Here is a 15,654-nt window from a genome sequence, read left to right on the forward strand (position 1 = left end):
CGGTCCCGGCCTCAGCGGCCGAAATCGACTGCATGGCTGTTGGCGCCGCACATCAGCACGCCGATCCGCTCGCCGGCCTGCGGCCGGTAGCGCCCTGACAGCACGGCCGCCAGCGCCGCCGCCCCGCCCGGCTCGGCCACGATCCTGAAACTCTCCCAGATGCGCCGCTGCGCCGCCACAATGGCATCGTCGGTGACCAGCACCGTGGCCGCCACATGGCGCTGCGCCTGTTCGAAGGCCAGCGCGCCGATCTGCTTCGGTGCCAGGCTGTCGGCGGCGACGCCGCCCGCCGGCGCCTCGACCGGGCGGCCGGCGTCCAGCGCCATGGTCAGGGTCGGCGCTGCTTCCGGCTCGACGCCGATCAGCCGCGTGCCGCCGGCGTAATAAGCCGCCATGCCGCCGATCAGGCCGCCGCCGCCGACCGCCACCAGTACGGTATCGAGCTCCGGCGCCTGCTCCGCCCATTCCAGCGCCACCGTGCCCTGCCCCAGCAGGGTCGCCGGATGGTCATAGGCATGGACGGCGAGCGCACCCGACTGCGCGATCCATTCTTCGCTGGCCGCCAGCGCATCGGCATAACGCTGCCCGGATATCACCAGCGCGGCGCCATAGCCGCGGATCTGCGCCACCTTGGTCGGCGAGGCCACCTCCGGGATGAAGATCTTCGCCGGGATGCCGAGCTGCTTCGCGGCATAGGCCACGGCGGCACCGTGGTTGCCGCCCGAGGCTGCGACCACGCCGGCCGCCGGTATCTGCCGGGTCAGCAGGTTGGTGAAGGCGCCGCGCGGCTTGAACGAACCGGCATGCTGCAGGAATTCCAGCTTCAGCGTCACCGGCGGCGCATCGCCGGCTAGGCCGAGATCGGCTGCCGCCACCTCAAGCACCGGCGTGCGGCGCACATGTGACCGGATCAGCGGCAGCGTCGCTTCCACCCCGGCGCGGTCAATAATGGCGGCTTCGGCGGCAACAGCGGCGGTCATGGCGATCCCTCGTTTGACACACGGAATATGGCACAGTAACTTAGCTAATCGACTAAGTCCATCGGCAGGACATGAAAGCCAGCGACCTCGACGGCCTGAAGGCCATCGCCAATCCGAAACGGCTGGCCATCCTCGGCTGGCTGAAGGACCCGCGCGCGCATTTCCCCGAACAGCGCGACGGCGATCTGGTGAAGGATGGCGTCTGCGGCGTGTTCATCGCCGACAAGCTCGGCGTCAGCCAGCCGACCGCCCATGTGCATCTGGCGACGCTGACCCGCGCCGGCCTGCTGACCGCCAAGAAGACCCGTCAATGGATTTTCTACAAACGCAACGAGACGCGCATCGCCGCGCTGAAGAAAGCGATCGGCGGCGAGTTGTAATCGCGGCAGCGCAGAAATCCGCAACCGGCACTGAATATAATTCAATGCCGGAATCCGCCCGGCTCTGTTTAGCTGATGCGGCAAAAACGAGAGACGGATCCCGCGAGGTCCGCACATGGAGAGGAAACAGATGTTCGACGGATTCCGGTCGGCTGCGCAACGCTGCGGCGATATCGACATCAGTTATGTCGCGGGCGGCAACGGTCCACCGCTCCTGCTGCTGCACGGCTTCCCGCAGACCAAGGCCATGTGGGCGCATGTCGCGCCTGTGTTGGCGCGCAGCCACACGGTGATCTGCGCTGACCTGCGCGGCTATGGCGACAGCGACAAGCCGCCGGAGTTGCCGGATCACAGCAACTATTCCTTCCGTACCATGGCCGGTGATCAGATTCTGCTGATGCGGCAGCTTGGCTTCGGGCGTTTCCATGTGATCGGCCATGATCGTGGCGGCCGCACCGGCCACCGCATGGCGCTCGACCATCCGGATTGCGTGGCCTCACTGGCCGTACTCGACATCGTGCCGACCCACACGATGTTCGCCGCGGTCACCCGGCAGGTCGCCAAGGCCTACTGGCATTGGTATTTCCTGTCGCAGCCGTCACCCTTCCCTGAAACCATGATTGCCCGCGATCCGGATGCCTTCTTCGAGACCTGTCTGGTTGGCTGGGGCGCCACCCGGATCGAGGATTTCGACGCCGCGCAGGTGGCCGAATACCGGCGCTGCTGGCGCCAGCCAGATGCGATCCGCGGGGCCTGCTCGGATTACCGCGCGGCCGCTACGGTCGATTTCGACCTTGATACCGCCGATCTCGCCCGTCGCGTCGCCTGCCCGACGCTCGCCTTCTGGGGCAGCACCGGCCTGATGGGACAACTGTTCGATATGGCGGCTGTCTGGCGCGAGAAATGCGATGACCTGTCCACCGCCAGCCTGCCGGGCGGGCATTTCTTCGTCGACCAGTATCCGACGGAAGCCGCCGGCATCCTGAGTGACTGGCTGGCCCGGAACCGGTTGTGAGGTAGCCCCCTTCATTCGGCACAGCTTTCCTGCTATTCCGTTTGGCCATGAAAATCGCCTCCTGGAACGTCAATTCGATCAAGGCCCGGCTTGCCAATGCCACCGACTGGGTGCGCGAGGCCCGGCCCGACGTGCTGCTGCTGCAGGAAATCAAATGCCAGGACGCCGATTTCCCGGTGCTGGAATTCCAGTCGCTCGGCTATCAGGTCCATGCCCATGGCCAGAAGAGCTATAACGGCGTCGCCGTTCTCAGCCGCGAGAAGCCCGATGCCGTGCGCACGCGGCTGGCCGGCGACGATGCCGACGAGCAGTCCCGTTATATCGAGGCGGATTTCGGCGGTGTGACGGTCTGCGGCCTCTACCTGCCGAACGGCAACCCGCGGCCGGGCGAGAAATACGACTACAAGCTCGGCTGGATGCGCCGCCTGCAGGCGCGCGCCGCGGAACTGCTCGCCGAGGAACGCCCCTTCCTGATGGCCGGCGACTACAATGTCTGCCCGCTGGATGTCGATGTGTTCGATCCGATCGGCTTCGCCGAGGATGCCCTGTGCTGGCCCGACAGCCGCAGGGCGTTCCGCAGCCTGCTCAATCTCGGCCTCACCGAGGCCTGGCGTGCCCTGCACCCCACCAAGGTGGATTACACCTTCTGGGACTATCAGGCCGGCGCCTGGCCGAAGAACAACGGCCTGCGCATCGATCACTTCCTGCTGTCGCCGCAGCTGGCCGACCGGCTGGTGTCCTGCGAGATCGACCGCAACCCCCGCGGCCGCGAGAAGGCCTCCGATCACACGCCGATCATCTGCGAGATCGCCGCAGCGGCCTAGTCGGCGGCATCCCGGCCTGGCGCCTGCCGATCCGGCGCGTCATGCGCCAGCACCACATCGAGAAACGCGTCGCCGAAGCGGTCGAGCTTGGCCTGGCCGATGCCGTGGATATCCGCCATCCGGTAGAGATTCTGCGGCCGCTTGATCGCCAGTTCGATCAGCGTGCGATCGGAGAACACCAGATAGGCCGGCTGCTGCAGCTCGGTGGCAAGTTTGCGCCGCAGGTCTTTCAACGCCGCAAGCAGCGTCTGGTCGCCGGCCGAGAGTGCGGCTTCGGCGACGGCCGCCGCACCCGCCCCGCGCCTCCGGTCCTTGGCGCGACCGCCGGTCAGGCTCTCGACGCGCAGTTCCACCGTCGCCTGCCCCTTGAGCACGGCGCGGCCCTGGTCGGTGATGAACCAGCCGCCATGACCGGCTATATCGAGGTCGATCAGTCCGGCGCCATAAAGCTGGCGGAAGATCGAGCGCCAGGCATGAGCATCGCGGTCCTTGCCGACGCCGAAGGTCGGCAGCCGGTCATGCTCCAGCCGCAGGATGGCGTCGGTCGCATTGCCGAGCAGGATCTGCACCAGATGCTCGGTGCCGAAGCGCTGGCCGGTACGCGCCATCGCCGACATCGCCTTCTGCGCCTCCACCGTGGCATCGAAGCGCGCGACGTCGTCCTGGCAGAGGTCGCAATGGCCGCAGGGGCCGCTCTCCTCGCCGAAATAGGCGAGCAGGGTCTGCCGCCGGCAGCGCGGGCTTTCGCAGAGTGCGACCAGCGCGTTGAAGCGCTGCCGTTCGATGCGTTTGCGGTCTTCGCTGGCCTCGCCCTGCTCGATCTGCAGGCGGCGCAGCCGCATGTCGTCGAGGCCATACAGCGTCAGCGTTTCGGCCGGCAGGCCGTCGCGGCCGGCACGGCCGATCTCCTGGTAATAGGCTTCCACATTGGCCGGCAGGTCGGCATGGCAGACATAGCGCACGTCCGGCTTGTCGATGCCCATGCCGAACGCCACGGTGGCCACCATCACCACGCCGTCCTCACGCAGGAAGGTGTCCTGGTTGGCGTTGCGGACGCTTTGATCGAGGCCGGCATGATAGGGCAGCGCGTTGTGGCCCATCCCGGCAAGACCTGCCGCCAGCTCCTCGGTGCGCTTGCGCGACGAGCAGTAGACGATGCCGTTCAGCCCCCGCCGCGCCGCGATGAAGCGGCCGATCTGCTGCTTGGCGCTCGCCTTGGGCTGCATCATCAGGTGCAGGTTGGGGCGGTCGAAGCTGCGGATGAACAGCCGCGGATCGCTGTCGCCGAACAGCTTCGCCACGATATCGGCGCGGGTCGGCGCGTCCGCCGTAGCGGTCAGCGCAATGGTCGGCGGATGGCCCAGCTCGGCGCGCACCTGGCCGAGCGCGAGGTATTCCGGGCGGAAGTCATGGCCCCATTGCGAGACGCAATGGGCCTCGTCGATGGCGAGCAACCCCACCCCATGCCGTTTCAGCATCGCCACGGTGCCGTCGCGCACCAGCCGCTCCGGCGCCACATAGAGCAGGCGCAGGCTGCCGTCGCGCAGGTCGCGGTGGATGCGCGTGTTGTCGTCCTCGGAATTGGCGGAATTGAGCGCCGCCGCATTCACGCCGAGCCCCTGCAGCTGGCGCACCTGGTCGCGCATCAGGGCGATCAGCGGGGAGACCACCACGGTCAGCCCGCCCGTCAGAATCGCCGGCAGCTGGTAGCACAGCGACTTGCCGCTACCGGTCGGCATCACGGCCAGCACATCGGCGCCGCCGAGCAGGCACTGCACGATCTCGGCCTGGCCGGCGCGGAAACTGTCGAAGCCGAACACCGAATGCAGGGCGGCGCGCGCCTCCGCCAACGCATCGGAAAGCGCTGCGGACTCGCCGGAAACTGCGCCGGACTCTGAAGACATCTGAGAGGTCATGCCAACCGGAAGGAGGGGCCGATTCGCCCTGCCCCTCCGGTTTAGCAGAGACCGGCCGCCGCTTCGACCCCGGGGGATATGGGGCCGGTACGGCTTCTTTGACGGACGTATAAAAAAACCGTCATCCCCGGGCTTGACCCGGGGATCCATGCGGCACCGTCACCATACAAACCGCACGACCAGAGACACGGAAAGGACAGATGGCCCCCCGGATCAAGTCCGGGGGTGACGATCTTTGTGAACGGGTCAATCTGGCCGGGGTGACGATCTGGGTAAACGATCCGGCCTGCGCCCCTACTCCACCGGGTGGTCGCCGCCGAGATGGCCGTGGCGGCGGCTGTCCGGCATCCAGATCACCGCGAGCAGCGCGATCACCGCCATGCCGGTGACATACCAGTAGAAGTCGCTCTCGATGCCTGCCTGCTTGAACCAGAGCGCGGCATATTCCGCCGTGCCGCCGAACAGCGCGTTGCCGATGGCGTAGGACAGGCCGACGCCGAGCGCGCGCACCTGGGTCGGGAACAGCTCGGCCTTCACCAGGCCGCTGATCGACGTATAGAAGCTGACGATGGCGAGCGCGGCCACGATCAGCACGAAGGCCATCACCGGGCTCTGCACATGGCCGATGGCACTCAGCAGCGGCACCGTGCTGACGATGCTGAGCACGGCAAAGGCCAGCAGCGCCGGCTTGCGGCCGATGCGGTCGGCGATGGCGCCGAACAGCGGCTGCATCAGCATGTAGACCAGCAGCACCACGGTCATCGTCTCGCTGGCGGTTTTCGCGTTCATCCCGGCGGTGTTGACCAGGTATTTCTGCATGTAGGTCGTATAGGTGTAGAACAGCAGCGAGCCTGCCGCGGTCAGGCCCAGCACCTGCAGCACCGCCTTGTAATGCACGCGCAGGCCGGCCAGCGTGCCGGCCTCCTTGCGGCTGCGGTCGGTCTTGCTGGCGGTCTCCGGCAGGGCGCGGCGCAGGTACAGCGCGATCACCGCCAGCACCGCGCCGATGAAGAACGGCACGCGCCAGCCCCAGGCCGACAGTTCGGCATGGCTGAGGAACTGCTGCATGATCACCAGCACCAGCACGGCGACGAGCTGGCCGCCGATCAGCGTGACATACTGGAACGAGGCGAAAAAGCCGCGGTGCCTGGCGACGGCGACCTCGCTCATGTAGGTGGCGCTGGTGCCGTATTCGCCGCCGACCGAGAAGCCCTGCAGCAGGCGGGCCAGCACCAGCAGCACGGCGGCGGCATTGCCCAGCGTGTCATAGGTCGGCAGCACGGCGATCACCAGCGAGCCGCTGCACATCAGGATCACCGAGAGCACCATGGCGGCGCGGCGGCCCCGGCGGTCGGCGAAGCGGCCGAAGAACCAGCCGCCGATCGGCCGCATCAGGAAGCCGGCGGCGAAGACGCCGGCGGCCGAGAGCAGCTGGGTGGTGGTGTTGCCCTGCGGGAAGAAGGCCGGCGCGAAATACAGCGCGCAGAAGGAATAGACGTAGAAGTCATACCATTCGACGAGGTTGCCGGACGAGCCGGCGACGATGGCCCAGACGCGGCGTGCGGTGTCACGAGAACCGGAGTCAGGGGTGGCTTGGCCGGCGGCGGTGCCGGCAGGCAGGGTGGCGGGGGCGGACATGGGGGAGGCTCCTGGGCGGCATGTTTTTTTATCGGCGGGCTGCCGGATGCAGATCGCGCTGCGGACGGGGCGGAACAGGCCGGGATAAAACCGGCCGGGAGAGACCGTCCGGAACGGCGGATGGTTACCCGCGACAGGCGCGGCAGGCCCGGAAAACTGCCCCGAGCCTGCCAACTCATCTGTCTGCAAACAATGTCGGCGGTCACAAACCCTGCAGTATATTGCAGGTGCGAAGCGCCCGCCGGTCGGCGCTTACTTTGCCGCCCCGCAGAAGGCCTCCAGCCGATAGCCGTCCGGATCAATCACGAAGGCGGCGTAATAGTGCGCCCCGTAATCGGCGCGCAGGCCGGGCCGGCCGTTGTCCGACCCGCCGGCCTTCAGGGCAGCGGCATGGAAGGCATCGACCGCCTTGCGGCTGGGCGCATCGAAGCAGACATGCAGGCCGTTCTGCGCCTCGGCCCTGACCGGCTTCTTGGCCGCCAGCAGCCACAGCGCAATGGCGCCGGCCGCATCGCCGTAACCGAGCGATGTGTCGCCCGGCGCGGTGCAGGCAAGGCCCAGCGGCTTGAGCACGGCATCGTAGAATTTGCGGCTGCGGGCGAGATCGGCGACGCCGAAGGAAATGTGGTTGAGCATCGGAAGGCAGTCCTCTGTGTGGGTCTGACGGTGTCCGTCATACTGGCGCCGCGCAGACTGCCCGATGCCCCCTCCCGGCACTTGGGGAATATTGCTATTCTTCCATCATGCCGACCGCCGAAACCGCGCCGCCACCGAAGCTCGCCAGCCGCACCATTGCGGCCGGCAACGGCTGGCTGTTCCGCGACATCCTGTGCACGGCCGGCCCGGCCGACCGCGCCTTCGAGGAACGCCACGACAGCGCCTCGATCTCGCTGGTCGCCGCCGGCAGCTTCCGCTACCGCACCGACAGCGGCACCGCGCTGCTGCATGCCGGTGCCCTGCTGCTCGGCAACAGCGGCGCCTGTTTCGAATGCGGCCATGATCACAGCGCCGGCGACCGCTGCCTCTCGCTGCATTTCGCGCCCGACTATTTCGCCGAGATCGCCGCCAGCCATGCCGGCAGCAGCCGCTTCCGCTTCCGCCATGCCATGCTGCCGGCCAGTGTGCGCCGGCTGACGCCGCTGCTGGCCGGCCTCGAAGCCCTGGCCGGCCTCGAAGCTTTGGCCGCGCCGGATGCCCGGTCGCCAGAGAGCGACAGCGCTCAGATCGAGGAGACCGCGATCCGCCTGGCCGAGGCGGTGCTGACCACGGCGAGCGGCGAGACGCCGACCACCGCCGCGCCCTCGCCCCGCGACCACCGGCGCATCGCCGCCGTGCTGCGGCATATGGAAGAGACGCAGGACCAGCCGCACAGCCTCGATGCGCTGGCGGCGCTCGCCTGCATGAGCAAATACCATTTCCTGCGCAGCTTCCGCCGCATCACCGGCAGCACGCCCTATGACTGGCTGCTGGGTTTACGCCTGCGCCGCGCGGCGGTGCGATTACGCGAGAGCACCGACAGCATCGCGGCGATTGCCTACGACGCCGGCTTCGGCGACCTGTCGACGTTCAATGCGAGATTCAAGGAAATATTTCGAATGACTCCGAAAGAGTGGATATATTCATGCTAACGAAGATGTTTTTATTTTTTGAATTAAGTCACTCGGATTATCGCGCGTCATTTCAATCATATTGATAATTTTATTTTTATATTCGGATCCACTTTTCGGGTGCAGAACAATTGCATCGATCATTTTATCTAAATCAATTTCGACATGCACAAATTTATTCGGATTTTCAACATTAGAATCAATATGGCTACCAACTAAATTGCCTGCCCATTTTTCATCCACAGTCAAAGAGTCGGTTACAAATCGAATTTCTGCATCACTAGAAAATTCGAGCCGCTTTTTTGATAGCATATCGACAACGATTTGTGACATTCCGCCGGGCAGGCGATCCTTACCTCCGCTCGCGCCCATCGCACTCGCCGCCGGTCGCAGCATGGCTACATACGACTTCCGAATCTCCATCCATCCACCGTACCCCTTCGCCAGCAGGCGCACCCTCACGCCGCCTTCAGCATGAAATCCACATGGATGGCGTCCCAGGGGAATTCCACCTTGCCGTCGTCGGTGGCCTGCAGCAGGCCGGCTTTCAGCATCGCCTGCACGTCGCGGTGCACGCTTTTCACGTCGCGCTCCACCCGCCGCGCCAGCGGGCGGATGCCGGTCGGCCCGAGCCCCGTCATGGCGCGCAGCAGGTCCCAGCGTTTCGGCGTCAGCGTCTTCATCAGCAGGTCATGCGAGGCGAAGGTGATATGGGCACCCTGCTTCCTGCCGCGAAAGGCGGCGCGGGCGCGGCTTTTCACGTCTGCCAGGTCGGCGATGCCGATGGTCACGGTATTCGCGGGTCCGTCTGTCGCCGGTTTGCTGCTCATCTGCGCCTCCACTCGTCAACATCGCGCCAGAAATCCGCCAGCAGGGTATCCGGGTCGCTGAAGTCATAGGCCTGTTCGCGGCGCCCGGCATGGCGGTGGTCGCCCTTGCCCGCCTCGTTGTCGTAGCGCAGCACGCAGCGATTCCGCTCGATATAGGCCAGCCGGTATTTGAAACCGTGGCGCGATCCGGCCAGCGGTTTCGGCAGGCGCCAGATAACGATCTCGACCGCCGCATGCTCGTCGAGCCGCCAGACCTCGCGCATCAGCAACTCGGCCTTCATGTTGGCAGGAATTACAGCACGGCCGGCCGGCTGTTGTCAATTATGCCAACACCTGTATGCAGGGCCGCCGGTCACCGCTCGGGGCGCGTCGGATATGCTGCGCCCCTCAGATATGCTGCGCTTTCGGGCCGCTCGCACCGCCGCCCCGCTCCGACAGCGCACTCGCCGCCAGCCGCAGCACGGCGGCGTAGCTTTTCTGAATCTCCATCTTCTCGCCCCAGCCTTTCGCCAGCAGCATGCGGTGCGCCTGCGGCAGTTTCCAGCAGGGCACCTGCAGGGCGAGATGGTGTTCGAGGTGGTAGTTCACCCGGTAGGGCGCCAGCACGAGGCGCAGCAGCGGCCCGGCATGGGTCGTGCGCGTGTTGCGTAAACTGTCGTCGTTGTCGGGCACCATGGCATGCTCGGCGATGTTGCGGATGCGGCTGACCAGCTGGTACCAGGTGAACAGCGGCAGCAGCCACAGCACCGGATAGAGCCACCAGGTGCCGATGGCAGTGAGTCCCGCGAGCAGCACGAGGTTGGCGGCCAGCCCGCCGGTGATGCCGAGCTGGCTCAGTCGCGCGCGGCGCTCCGTCCAAGCCAATTCGCCTTCCCATGCCTCGCGCCACTGCGCCTGCCGCCGGCGAAAGCCACTCTCGCCGGTCAGGTCGCGGCGGATCTTGCGCCAGAGACTCCTGCGCGTGATCGGAAACGGCGCCGAGAGCACCAGGTCGGGGTCCTCGGCCTGCTGGGTGAAGCGATGATGCTTCAGGTGATAGGGGCGATAGAGATGCAGGTCGGTGCCGACCGGCCAGGCGCAGAGCCACTGCCCGGCGAATTCGTTCCAGCGCCGTGTGCGGAACAGCAGGCCATGGGCGGCGTCATGCATCAGGATGGCGAGGCCGAGCTGCCGCCCGCCGATCACCATCACGGCCGCGATGAAGGTGAGCGGGTTCGGCCAGGCGGCAAACACCGCCATGGCGCCGCCGATCAGCGCCCAGGCATGCAGCACCAGCAGGGCGCCGGCGAGGTCCGAGCGGCGGCCGAGCCGTTTGATCTCTTCCGGCGTGAACAGGTCGCGGGCATGGCGCACCGGCCTTGCCGCCACGGCCTCGGCGGATTCCTCCTGCACTGGCCTCTCCTCCGCTGGTCGTCCGTGTCGTTGCCGGCCAGTCTAGCGCGCCGGCGGCGGGGCATAAATCCTGTCCTTGCGGCAGGCCCGTTCATTCGTGATCGGGCGTCCATGGCCGGCTCCCATAAACCGTCACCCTCGGGCTTGCCCCGAGGGTCCAGCCGCCCCTGCCGCGCCTGCCATCCCGCCGCCTGCGCTACGGCGCCACCGCATGGACCCCGGGTCTGCGCCCGGGGTGACGAGTCAGGGTTCGACCTTCCATGGCCGCCCCCCACAAACCGTCACCCCGGCCAAGCGTCAGCGCGAGCCGGGGTCCAGCCGCCCTTGCCGCGCAGGCCGTCCCGCCGCCTGCGCTACGGCGCCGCCGCATGGACCCCGGGTCTGGCCCGGGGTGACGAGTCAGGGTTCGACCTTCCATGGCCGCCCCCCCACAAACCGTCACCCCGGCCAAGCGCCAGCGCGAGCCGGGGTCCAGCCGCCCTTGCCGCGCCTGCCATCCCGCCGGTTGCGCTACGGCATCGCCGCATGGACCCCAGGTCTGGCCCGGGGTGACGGGTTATGGGATGGCGGGGTTTCGGACGGCGGGGCTTCGGGAGCGCCCCCACAAATCGTCACCCCGGCCAAGCGCCAGCGCGCGCCGGGGTCCGGCAGATCCGGAAGACCGCCTGACCGGCCGCGAAAATTTCAGAGAACGGCGCGTATCCTGAAAATTGCGCGGGACGACGGCTCTTGCCGGCGGGCCGCCGGATACCCATTTTGTTCTTGTCCGGGTACCGCCCCGGCGCATCCGGGCAGACCCCGCCGGTCCTCAGCGGTCGCCAACGGTGCGAAACGGTCAGAAACGGTCCCGAACGGTCAGAAACGGTCAGAAACGGTCCCGAACGGTCAGAAACGGTCACCAGCGGGCCAGAACGGGCCGCAACGGTCACAAACGGACCGGAACGGTCAGCACCGGTGCATAATGCGGTATGCGTCAGCCGGCATGCACCCGGCCCTGCGGGAACAGCCGGATACCGCTGCGCAGGTGCTTGTACGGCAGGGTCTCGGCCCGCTCGATGAAGGCGCCAGGGCTCTCGACGGTCAGGATCTCGTGGGCGATGTCGGTGAAGTCGCCGCGGAAATGCACCGTGCTTTTCAGGCCGAGGATCGGGCGCTGGCCCGGCTCGATGCCGAGCTGGCGGAACTGCTCCTTGTCGGCGGCCTGCATGCGGGTCGAGCTGACCAGGATGTCGACGCCGCGGCCCTGGGGCGATTCCGGGTTGCGGATGCGCAGCAGGGCCTGCGGCCCCAGCTTCGCCTGGGTGCCGCGATAGAACGGCCCGGTGCAGAGGAATTTGCCGTCGCCGAGCCTGGCGACCTCGAAGCGGTGGCGGAACGGCCCGGCGCCGTGGTCGGTATAGAGCTTGCCGCCGATGGCGATCTCGAGCGTGGCGCCCTCGCCGGCCTGATGCGCCAGCCGCGCCGTCTCCGGGTCATACAGCGCGCAGACCGCGGCGTCCGGCACGCCCTCGGCCACCAGCGCGGCGATCAGGCCCGTGGTGTCGCAGGTCGCCCCCGCACCCGGATTATCCTGCACGTCGGCCAGCACCACCGACTTGCTGGCGCCGGCGCGGATCATCGCCCGCGCCTCGGCAATGGCGGCCTCGGGCGACAGCAGCCGGGTGCGGAACTCGCCCTCGCGCTCGGCGATCTGGCGGGCCAGCGCATCCGCCGCGCGGTCGGCGGCATCCTGCGTGTCGGCATAGGCGATCACCGCCGGGCCGCAGTCGCGGATATCGGCCGGATGGAAGCCCGGCGCGAACGACAGCGACGAGACGGCGCCCAGCTCCATCTGGCCGAGAGTCTCATAGATGCTCCTGCACGGCTCGATGAAGGTGCATTGCGCGGTCAGCGGGATCAGGAACGGCAGCTTGCGCAGCGCTTTCGCCTGCTTCGACCGCTCGCCGGTCAGCAGCTGTTCCAGATGCCGCGCGACGCGGCCGCCGGTCACCGCCATGTCGAGATGCGGATAGGTGCGATAGGCGATCAGCGCGTCGCTGTATCGCACCATCGCCTCGGTGATGTTGACATGCAGGTCGAGGCTGGCGACGACGGGTATGTCCGGGCCTACAACTGCACGCACGCGGCGCAGGATCTCGCCCTCGCCGTCCTCATGGCTCTCGGTGACCATGGCGCCATGCAGGTCGAGATAGACCGCGTCGATGCGGCCCTGCAGCGCGGCCACGCCATCGACGATCTTGCCGACCACATGCTCGAAGGCCTCGTCGGTGACATGGGCGCATGGCTGCGCGGCGGCCCAGGCGATGGGATGCAGCGCCCATTTCTTCTTCTTCGCCTCGGCGATGAAGCCGCCGATCGGGATGTTCATCGGCTCGAAGGTCGCGTAGATCGCCGCGCCCTCGGTCAGCGCCGGCCAGCCCTCGCCACGGACGAACTTGTCGAGCGTCGCCTTCTGCGGCGCGAAGGTGTTGGTCTCGTGCTGGAAGCCGGCAATGGCAACGCGAAAGGTCATGGCTGGGGGCTCGCTGGTTGTTTCCGCGAGCTTAGTCAGGATACGGACAGGCTGTCCATGGCCGTTCGCTACACCCGGCGCAGCACAAGCTGGGTCCAGGTAACCTCGCGGCCGTGCATGTCGCCGCGCTGCGCCTGCAGAACCGCCTGCAGGCCGTGCGGGGCCGCCAGCGCCACGGTCTCTGCGCCGGAGACCTCGAACATGCGGCGACCGGGCGGCACCGGCCCGTGCCGGAGCGTCATCGCCGCCAGGCCCTGCGGTGCCAGCAATGCCGCCAGCCGCGCCATGCCCCGTGCGCGCTCGCCGGCGTCGAGATGCATCCACACGGCGGTCAGCATGACGAGGTCGAACGTGCCCTCGACCCGCGCCAGGTCGGGCAGGCCGTCGTCGATCCAGGTGATGCCGCTGCCGGGATGCAGGCGCTGGCCATGCGCCCGCATCGCCGCCGTCGGTTCGACCGCGGTCACCGCATGGCCGCGCGCCGCCAGTGCCGCGGCGTCACGGCCGGTGCCGGCGCCAATATCGATGGCGCGGCACGGCGTGGCCGGCAGCAGGTGCAGAATTGCGGCATGCACATCCTCGAAGCGGATGCGTTCATAGCGCTCGGCGAGAACGTCGGCTTCGGCCGTATAGCCGTCGGTGCTTGTGCTGTCGGTCATGTTGGGTCGCCAAAAAGAAAGCGCGCCACCGGGTCGCCCTTCGATGGTCCGGTCAGATATCGGCGTAGCATTCGACCTCCGCCTTGCCGCCGGGGTGGGTTACCGCGCCGTCATGGGCGTCGCCCACGGTCTGGGCGTATTTCCACAGCGCACCCGACTGGTATTCGGTCTTGCGCGGCTTCCACTTTTTCTTGCGCGCCGCCATCTCCCTGGCCGAGACATCGACGCTGAGGATGCCCTTGACCGCATCGATGGTGACGATGTCACCGTTTTTGATCAGACCAATGGGCCCGCCGACCGCCGCCTCGGGCCCGACATGGCCGACGCAGAAGCCGCGCGTGGCGCCGGAGAAGCGGCCGTCGGTGAGCAGCGCCACCTTCTCGCCCATGCCCTGGCCGTAGATCGCCGAGGTGGTCGACAGCATCTCGCGCATGCCGGGACCGCCCTTCGGGCCCTCGTAGCGGATGACGATGACGTCGCCTTCCTTGTACTTCTTGGCCTGCACCGCCTCGAAGGCGGCCTCCTCGCTGTCGAACACCCGCGCCGGCCCGACATGCTTCAGGCGGTGCATGCCGGCGACCTTCACGATGGCGCCGCGCGGCGCGAGGTTGCCCTTCAGGCCGACGACACCGCCGGTCGGCGTGATCGGGTTGGTGATCGGGCGCACCACGTCCTGGTCTTTCGGGAATTTCACGCCCTTCAGGTTCTGCTCGATGGTCTTGCCGGTCACCGTCAGGCAGTCGCCGTGGATGTAGCCGCCCTTGAACAGCTCGTTGAGCACCACCTGCACGCCGCCGATCTGGTACATGTCCTTGGCTACGTACCGCCCGCCCGGCTTGAGGTCGGCGATATAGGGCGTCGACTTGAAGATCCTGGCGACGTCGTCGAGGTCGAACCGGATGCCGGCCTCATGAGCGATGGCCGGCAGATGCAGCGCGCCATTGGTCGAACCGCCGGTGGCGGCGACCACGCGGGCGGCATTCTCCAGCGCCTTGCGGGTGACGATGTCGCGCGGGCGGATGCCGAGCCTGATCAGCTCCATGACCTGTTTGCCCGAGGCCTCGGCATACTGGTCGCGGGTCTCGTAGGGCGCCGGCGCACCGGCGGAACCCGGCAGGGCGAGGCCGATGGCTTCCGACACGCAGGCCATGGTATTGGCGGTGAACTGGCCGCCGCAGGACCCGGCCGACGGGCAGGCCACGCATTCCAGCTCATGCAGGTCGGCCGGCTTCATCTCGCCGGCGGCGTATTTGCCGACTCCCTCGAAGACGTCCATCACGGTGACATCCTTGCCGCGGAACCTGCCGGGCAGGATCGAGCCGCCATACATGAAGACCGACGGGATGTTCAGGCGCACCATGGCCATCATCAGGCCGGGCAGCGACTTGTCGCAGCCGGCCAGGCCGACCAGGGCGTCATAGCAATGGCCGCGCACGGTCAGCTCGGTCGAGTCCGCGATCACCTCGCGGCTGATCAGCGACGACTTCATGCCCTGGTGCCCCATGGCGATGCCATCGGTCACCGTGATGGTGGTGAATTCGCGCGGCGTGCCGCCGGCTGCCTTCACGCCCTTCTTCGCCCACTGCGCCTGGCGGCCCAGTGTGATGTTGCAGGGCGCGGCCTCGTTCCAGGTGGTCACCACGCCGACGAAGGGCTGGTGGATTTCCTTCTCGGTCAGGCCCATGGCGTAATAGAAGCTGCGATGCGGCGCCCGCTCCGGGCCCTCGGTGACATGGCGGCTGGGCAGCATCGCCTTGTCGATCTTGCCGCCCTTCATGACGGACTTGCGCTTCGGTGCAGCCTTTTTTGTGGGCTTTTTCATGGGCTGGTCGCTCCCTGGGACGGACATCGGAAAAGCACAGGGTCCGGAGCATAGCCAGCGGCCGGCCGCCGGACCAGAG

The 15,654-nt window shown here is 67.3% G+C and carries 15 protein-coding genes; 4 read left to right on the forward strand and 11 right to left on the reverse strand.

Annotation, left to right across the window (positions count from 1 at the left end; all coding sequences use genetic code 11):
* Positions 1 to 11: 11 nt before the first annotated feature.
* Positions 12 to 980: a threonine/serine dehydratase gene (locus ACFOOQ_RS18085; RefSeq protein ID WP_379729013.1), complete on the reverse strand. Its 969-nt coding sequence runs from the start codon at positions 978 to 980 to the stop codon at positions 12 to 14.
* A gap of 71 nt (positions 981 to 1,051) precedes the next feature.
* On the opposite strand from ACFOOQ_RS18085, the gene ACFOOQ_RS18090 reads away from it, so the two are divergent.
* The 3 genes from ACFOOQ_RS18090 (at position 1,052) to ACFOOQ_RS18100 (ending at position 3,199) form a co-directional block, all read left to right on the forward strand.
* Entirely contained in the window at positions 1,052 to 1,360 is a 309-nt protein-coding gene (locus ACFOOQ_RS18090) for an ArsR/SmtB family transcription factor (protein WP_379729014.1), read from the forward strand.
* A 130-nt stretch (positions 1,361 to 1,490) separates the two neighbouring features.
* Entirely contained in the window at positions 1,491 to 2,375 is an 885-nt protein-coding gene (locus ACFOOQ_RS18095; protein WP_379729015.1) for an alpha/beta fold hydrolase, read from the forward strand.
* Between the two features lie 47 nt (positions 2,376 to 2,422).
* Positions 2,423 to 3,199 carry an exodeoxyribonuclease III gene (locus ACFOOQ_RS18100; protein ID WP_379729016.1) on the forward strand — a complete coding sequence of 259 codons (777 nt, stop codon included), beginning with the start codon at positions 2,423 to 2,425 and terminating at the stop codon, positions 3,197 to 3,199.
* Here ACFOOQ_RS18100 and recQ read toward each other — a convergent pair.
* The 3 genes from recQ to ACFOOQ_RS18115 all read right to left on the reverse strand — a co-directional run bounded on the left by recQ (position 3,196) and on the right by ACFOOQ_RS18115 (position 7,389).
* Positions 3,196 to 5,103: a DNA helicase RecQ gene (recQ, locus tag ACFOOQ_RS18105; RefSeq protein WP_379729017.1), complete on the reverse strand. Its 1,908-nt coding sequence runs from the start codon at positions 5,101 to 5,103 to the stop codon at positions 3,196 to 3,198. The genes ACFOOQ_RS18100 and recQ overlap by 4 nt on opposite strands.
* Before the next feature lie 306 nt (positions 5,104 to 5,409).
* Positions 5,410 to 6,753, reverse strand: coding sequence for an MFS family transporter (locus ACFOOQ_RS18110; protein ID WP_379729018.1), 1,344 nt, complete (start codon positions 6,751 to 6,753; stop codon positions 5,410 to 5,412).
* A gap of 252 nt (positions 6,754 to 7,005) precedes the next feature.
* The gene (locus tag ACFOOQ_RS18115; RefSeq protein ID WP_379729019.1) at positions 7,006 to 7,389 is read right to left on the reverse strand and encodes a VOC family protein; all 384 of its coding nucleotides are present in this window, start codon (positions 7,387 to 7,389) and stop codon (positions 7,006 to 7,008) included.
* Between the two features lie 107 nt (positions 7,390 to 7,496).
* Here ACFOOQ_RS18115 and ACFOOQ_RS18120 point away from each other — a divergent pair, with 107 nt between their 5' ends.
* Positions 7,497 to 8,381 carry a helix-turn-helix domain-containing protein gene (locus ACFOOQ_RS18120; protein ID WP_379729021.1) on the forward strand — a complete coding sequence of 295 codons (885 nt, stop codon included), beginning with the start codon at positions 7,497 to 7,499 and terminating at the stop codon, positions 8,379 to 8,381.
* On the opposite strand, the gene ACFOOQ_RS18125 is transcribed toward ACFOOQ_RS18120, so the two are convergent.
* The 7 genes from ACFOOQ_RS18125 to ilvD all read right to left on the reverse strand — a co-directional run bounded on the left by ACFOOQ_RS18125 (position 8,373) and on the right by ilvD (position 15,575).
* On the reverse strand, positions 8,373 to 8,816 hold the full coding sequence (locus ACFOOQ_RS18125) for a hypothetical protein (RefSeq protein ID WP_379729022.1): 444 nt from the start codon (positions 8,814 to 8,816) through the stop codon (positions 8,373 to 8,375). The two genes, ACFOOQ_RS18120 and ACFOOQ_RS18125, sit on opposite strands and share 9 nt — an antisense overlap.
* Positions 8,817 to 8,818: 2 nt before the next feature.
* Positions 8,819 to 9,190: an HVO_A0114 family putative DNA-binding protein gene (locus ACFOOQ_RS18130; RefSeq protein ID WP_379729023.1), complete on the reverse strand. Its 372-nt coding sequence runs from the start codon at positions 9,188 to 9,190 to the stop codon at positions 8,819 to 8,821.
* Positions 9,187 to 9,471: a toxin-antitoxin system TumE family protein gene (locus ACFOOQ_RS18135; protein ID WP_379729024.1), complete on the reverse strand. Its 285-nt coding sequence runs from the start codon at positions 9,469 to 9,471 to the stop codon at positions 9,187 to 9,189. The genes ACFOOQ_RS18130 and ACFOOQ_RS18135 overlap by 4 nt, the downstream gene beginning before the upstream one ends.
* Before the next feature lie 106 nt (positions 9,472 to 9,577).
* A complete protein-coding gene (locus tag ACFOOQ_RS18140; RefSeq protein WP_379729025.1) occupies positions 9,578 to 10,582 on the reverse strand; it encodes a fatty acid desaturase family protein in 1,005 nt (334 codons plus the stop codon).
* 973 nt (positions 10,583 to 11,555) lie between these two features.
* Positions 11,556 to 13,094 (reverse strand): M81 family metallopeptidase, encoded by a 1,539-nt coding sequence (locus ACFOOQ_RS18145; protein WP_379729027.1) that lies wholly within the window; start codon positions 13,092 to 13,094, stop codon positions 11,556 to 11,558.
* A gap of 68 nt (positions 13,095 to 13,162) precedes the next feature.
* A complete protein-coding gene (locus ACFOOQ_RS18150; protein WP_379729028.1) occupies positions 13,163 to 13,753 on the reverse strand; it encodes a class I SAM-dependent methyltransferase in 591 nt (196 codons plus the stop codon).
* A 52-nt stretch (positions 13,754 to 13,805) separates the two neighbouring features.
* Positions 13,806 to 15,575, reverse strand: coding sequence for a dihydroxy-acid dehydratase (ilvD, locus tag ACFOOQ_RS18155; protein WP_449265819.1), 1,770 nt, complete (start codon positions 15,573 to 15,575; stop codon positions 13,806 to 13,808).
* Positions 15,576 to 15,654 lie beyond the last annotated feature (79 nt).

Source organism: Ferrovibrio xuzhouensis, from assembly GCF_042648965.1.
Taxonomy (GTDB): Bacteria; Pseudomonadota; Alphaproteobacteria; order Ferrovibrionales; family Ferrovibrionaceae; genus Ferrovibrio; species Ferrovibrio xuzhouensis.

Bases quoted from the DNA above. Each gene is read 5' to 3' on its own strand.
- ACFOOQ_RS18085 (WP_379729013.1), bottom strand. From the start codon at position 980: ATGACCGCCGCTGTTGCCGCCGAAGCCGCCATTATTGACCGCGCCGGG.
- ACFOOQ_RS18090 (WP_379729014.1), top strand. From the start codon at position 1,052: ATGAAAGCCAGCGACCTCGACGGCCTGAAGGCCATCGCCAATCCGAAA.
- ACFOOQ_RS18095 (WP_379729015.1), top strand. From the start codon at position 1,491: ATGTTCGACGGATTCCGGTCGGCTGCGCAACGCTGCGGCGATATCGAC.
- ACFOOQ_RS18100 (WP_379729016.1), top strand. From the start codon at position 2,423: ATGAAAATCGCCTCCTGGAACGTCAATTCGATCAAGGCCCGGCTTGCC.
- recQ (WP_379729017.1), bottom strand. From the start codon at position 5,103: ATGTCTTCAGAGTCCGGCGCAGTTTCCGGCGAGTCCGCAGCGCTTTCC.
- ACFOOQ_RS18110 (WP_379729018.1), bottom strand. From the start codon at position 6,753: ATGTCCGCCCCCGCCACCCTGCCTGCCGGCACCGCCGCCGGCCAAGCC.
- ACFOOQ_RS18115 (WP_379729019.1), bottom strand. From the start codon at position 7,389: ATGCTCAACCACATTTCCTTCGGCGTCGCCGATCTCGCCCGCAGCCGC.
- ACFOOQ_RS18120 (WP_379729021.1), top strand. From the start codon at position 7,497: ATGCCGACCGCCGAAACCGCGCCGCCACCGAAGCTCGCCAGCCGCACC.
- ACFOOQ_RS18130 (WP_379729023.1), bottom strand. From the start codon at position 9,190: ATGAGCAGCAAACCGGCGACAGACGGACCCGCGAATACCGTGACCATC.
- ACFOOQ_RS18135 (WP_379729024.1), bottom strand. From the start codon at position 9,471: ATGAAGGCCGAGTTGCTGATGCGCGAGGTCTGGCGGCTCGACGAGCAT.
- ACFOOQ_RS18145 (WP_379729027.1), bottom strand. From the start codon at position 13,094: ATGACCTTTCGCGTTGCCATTGCCGGCTTCCAGCACGAGACCAACACC.
- ACFOOQ_RS18150 (WP_379729028.1), bottom strand. From the start codon at position 13,753: ATGACCGACAGCACAAGCACCGACGGCTATACGGCCGAAGCCGACGTT.
- ilvD (WP_449265819.1), bottom strand. From the start codon at position 15,575: ATGAAAAAGCCCACAAAAAAGGCTGCACCGAAGCGCAAGTCCGTCATG.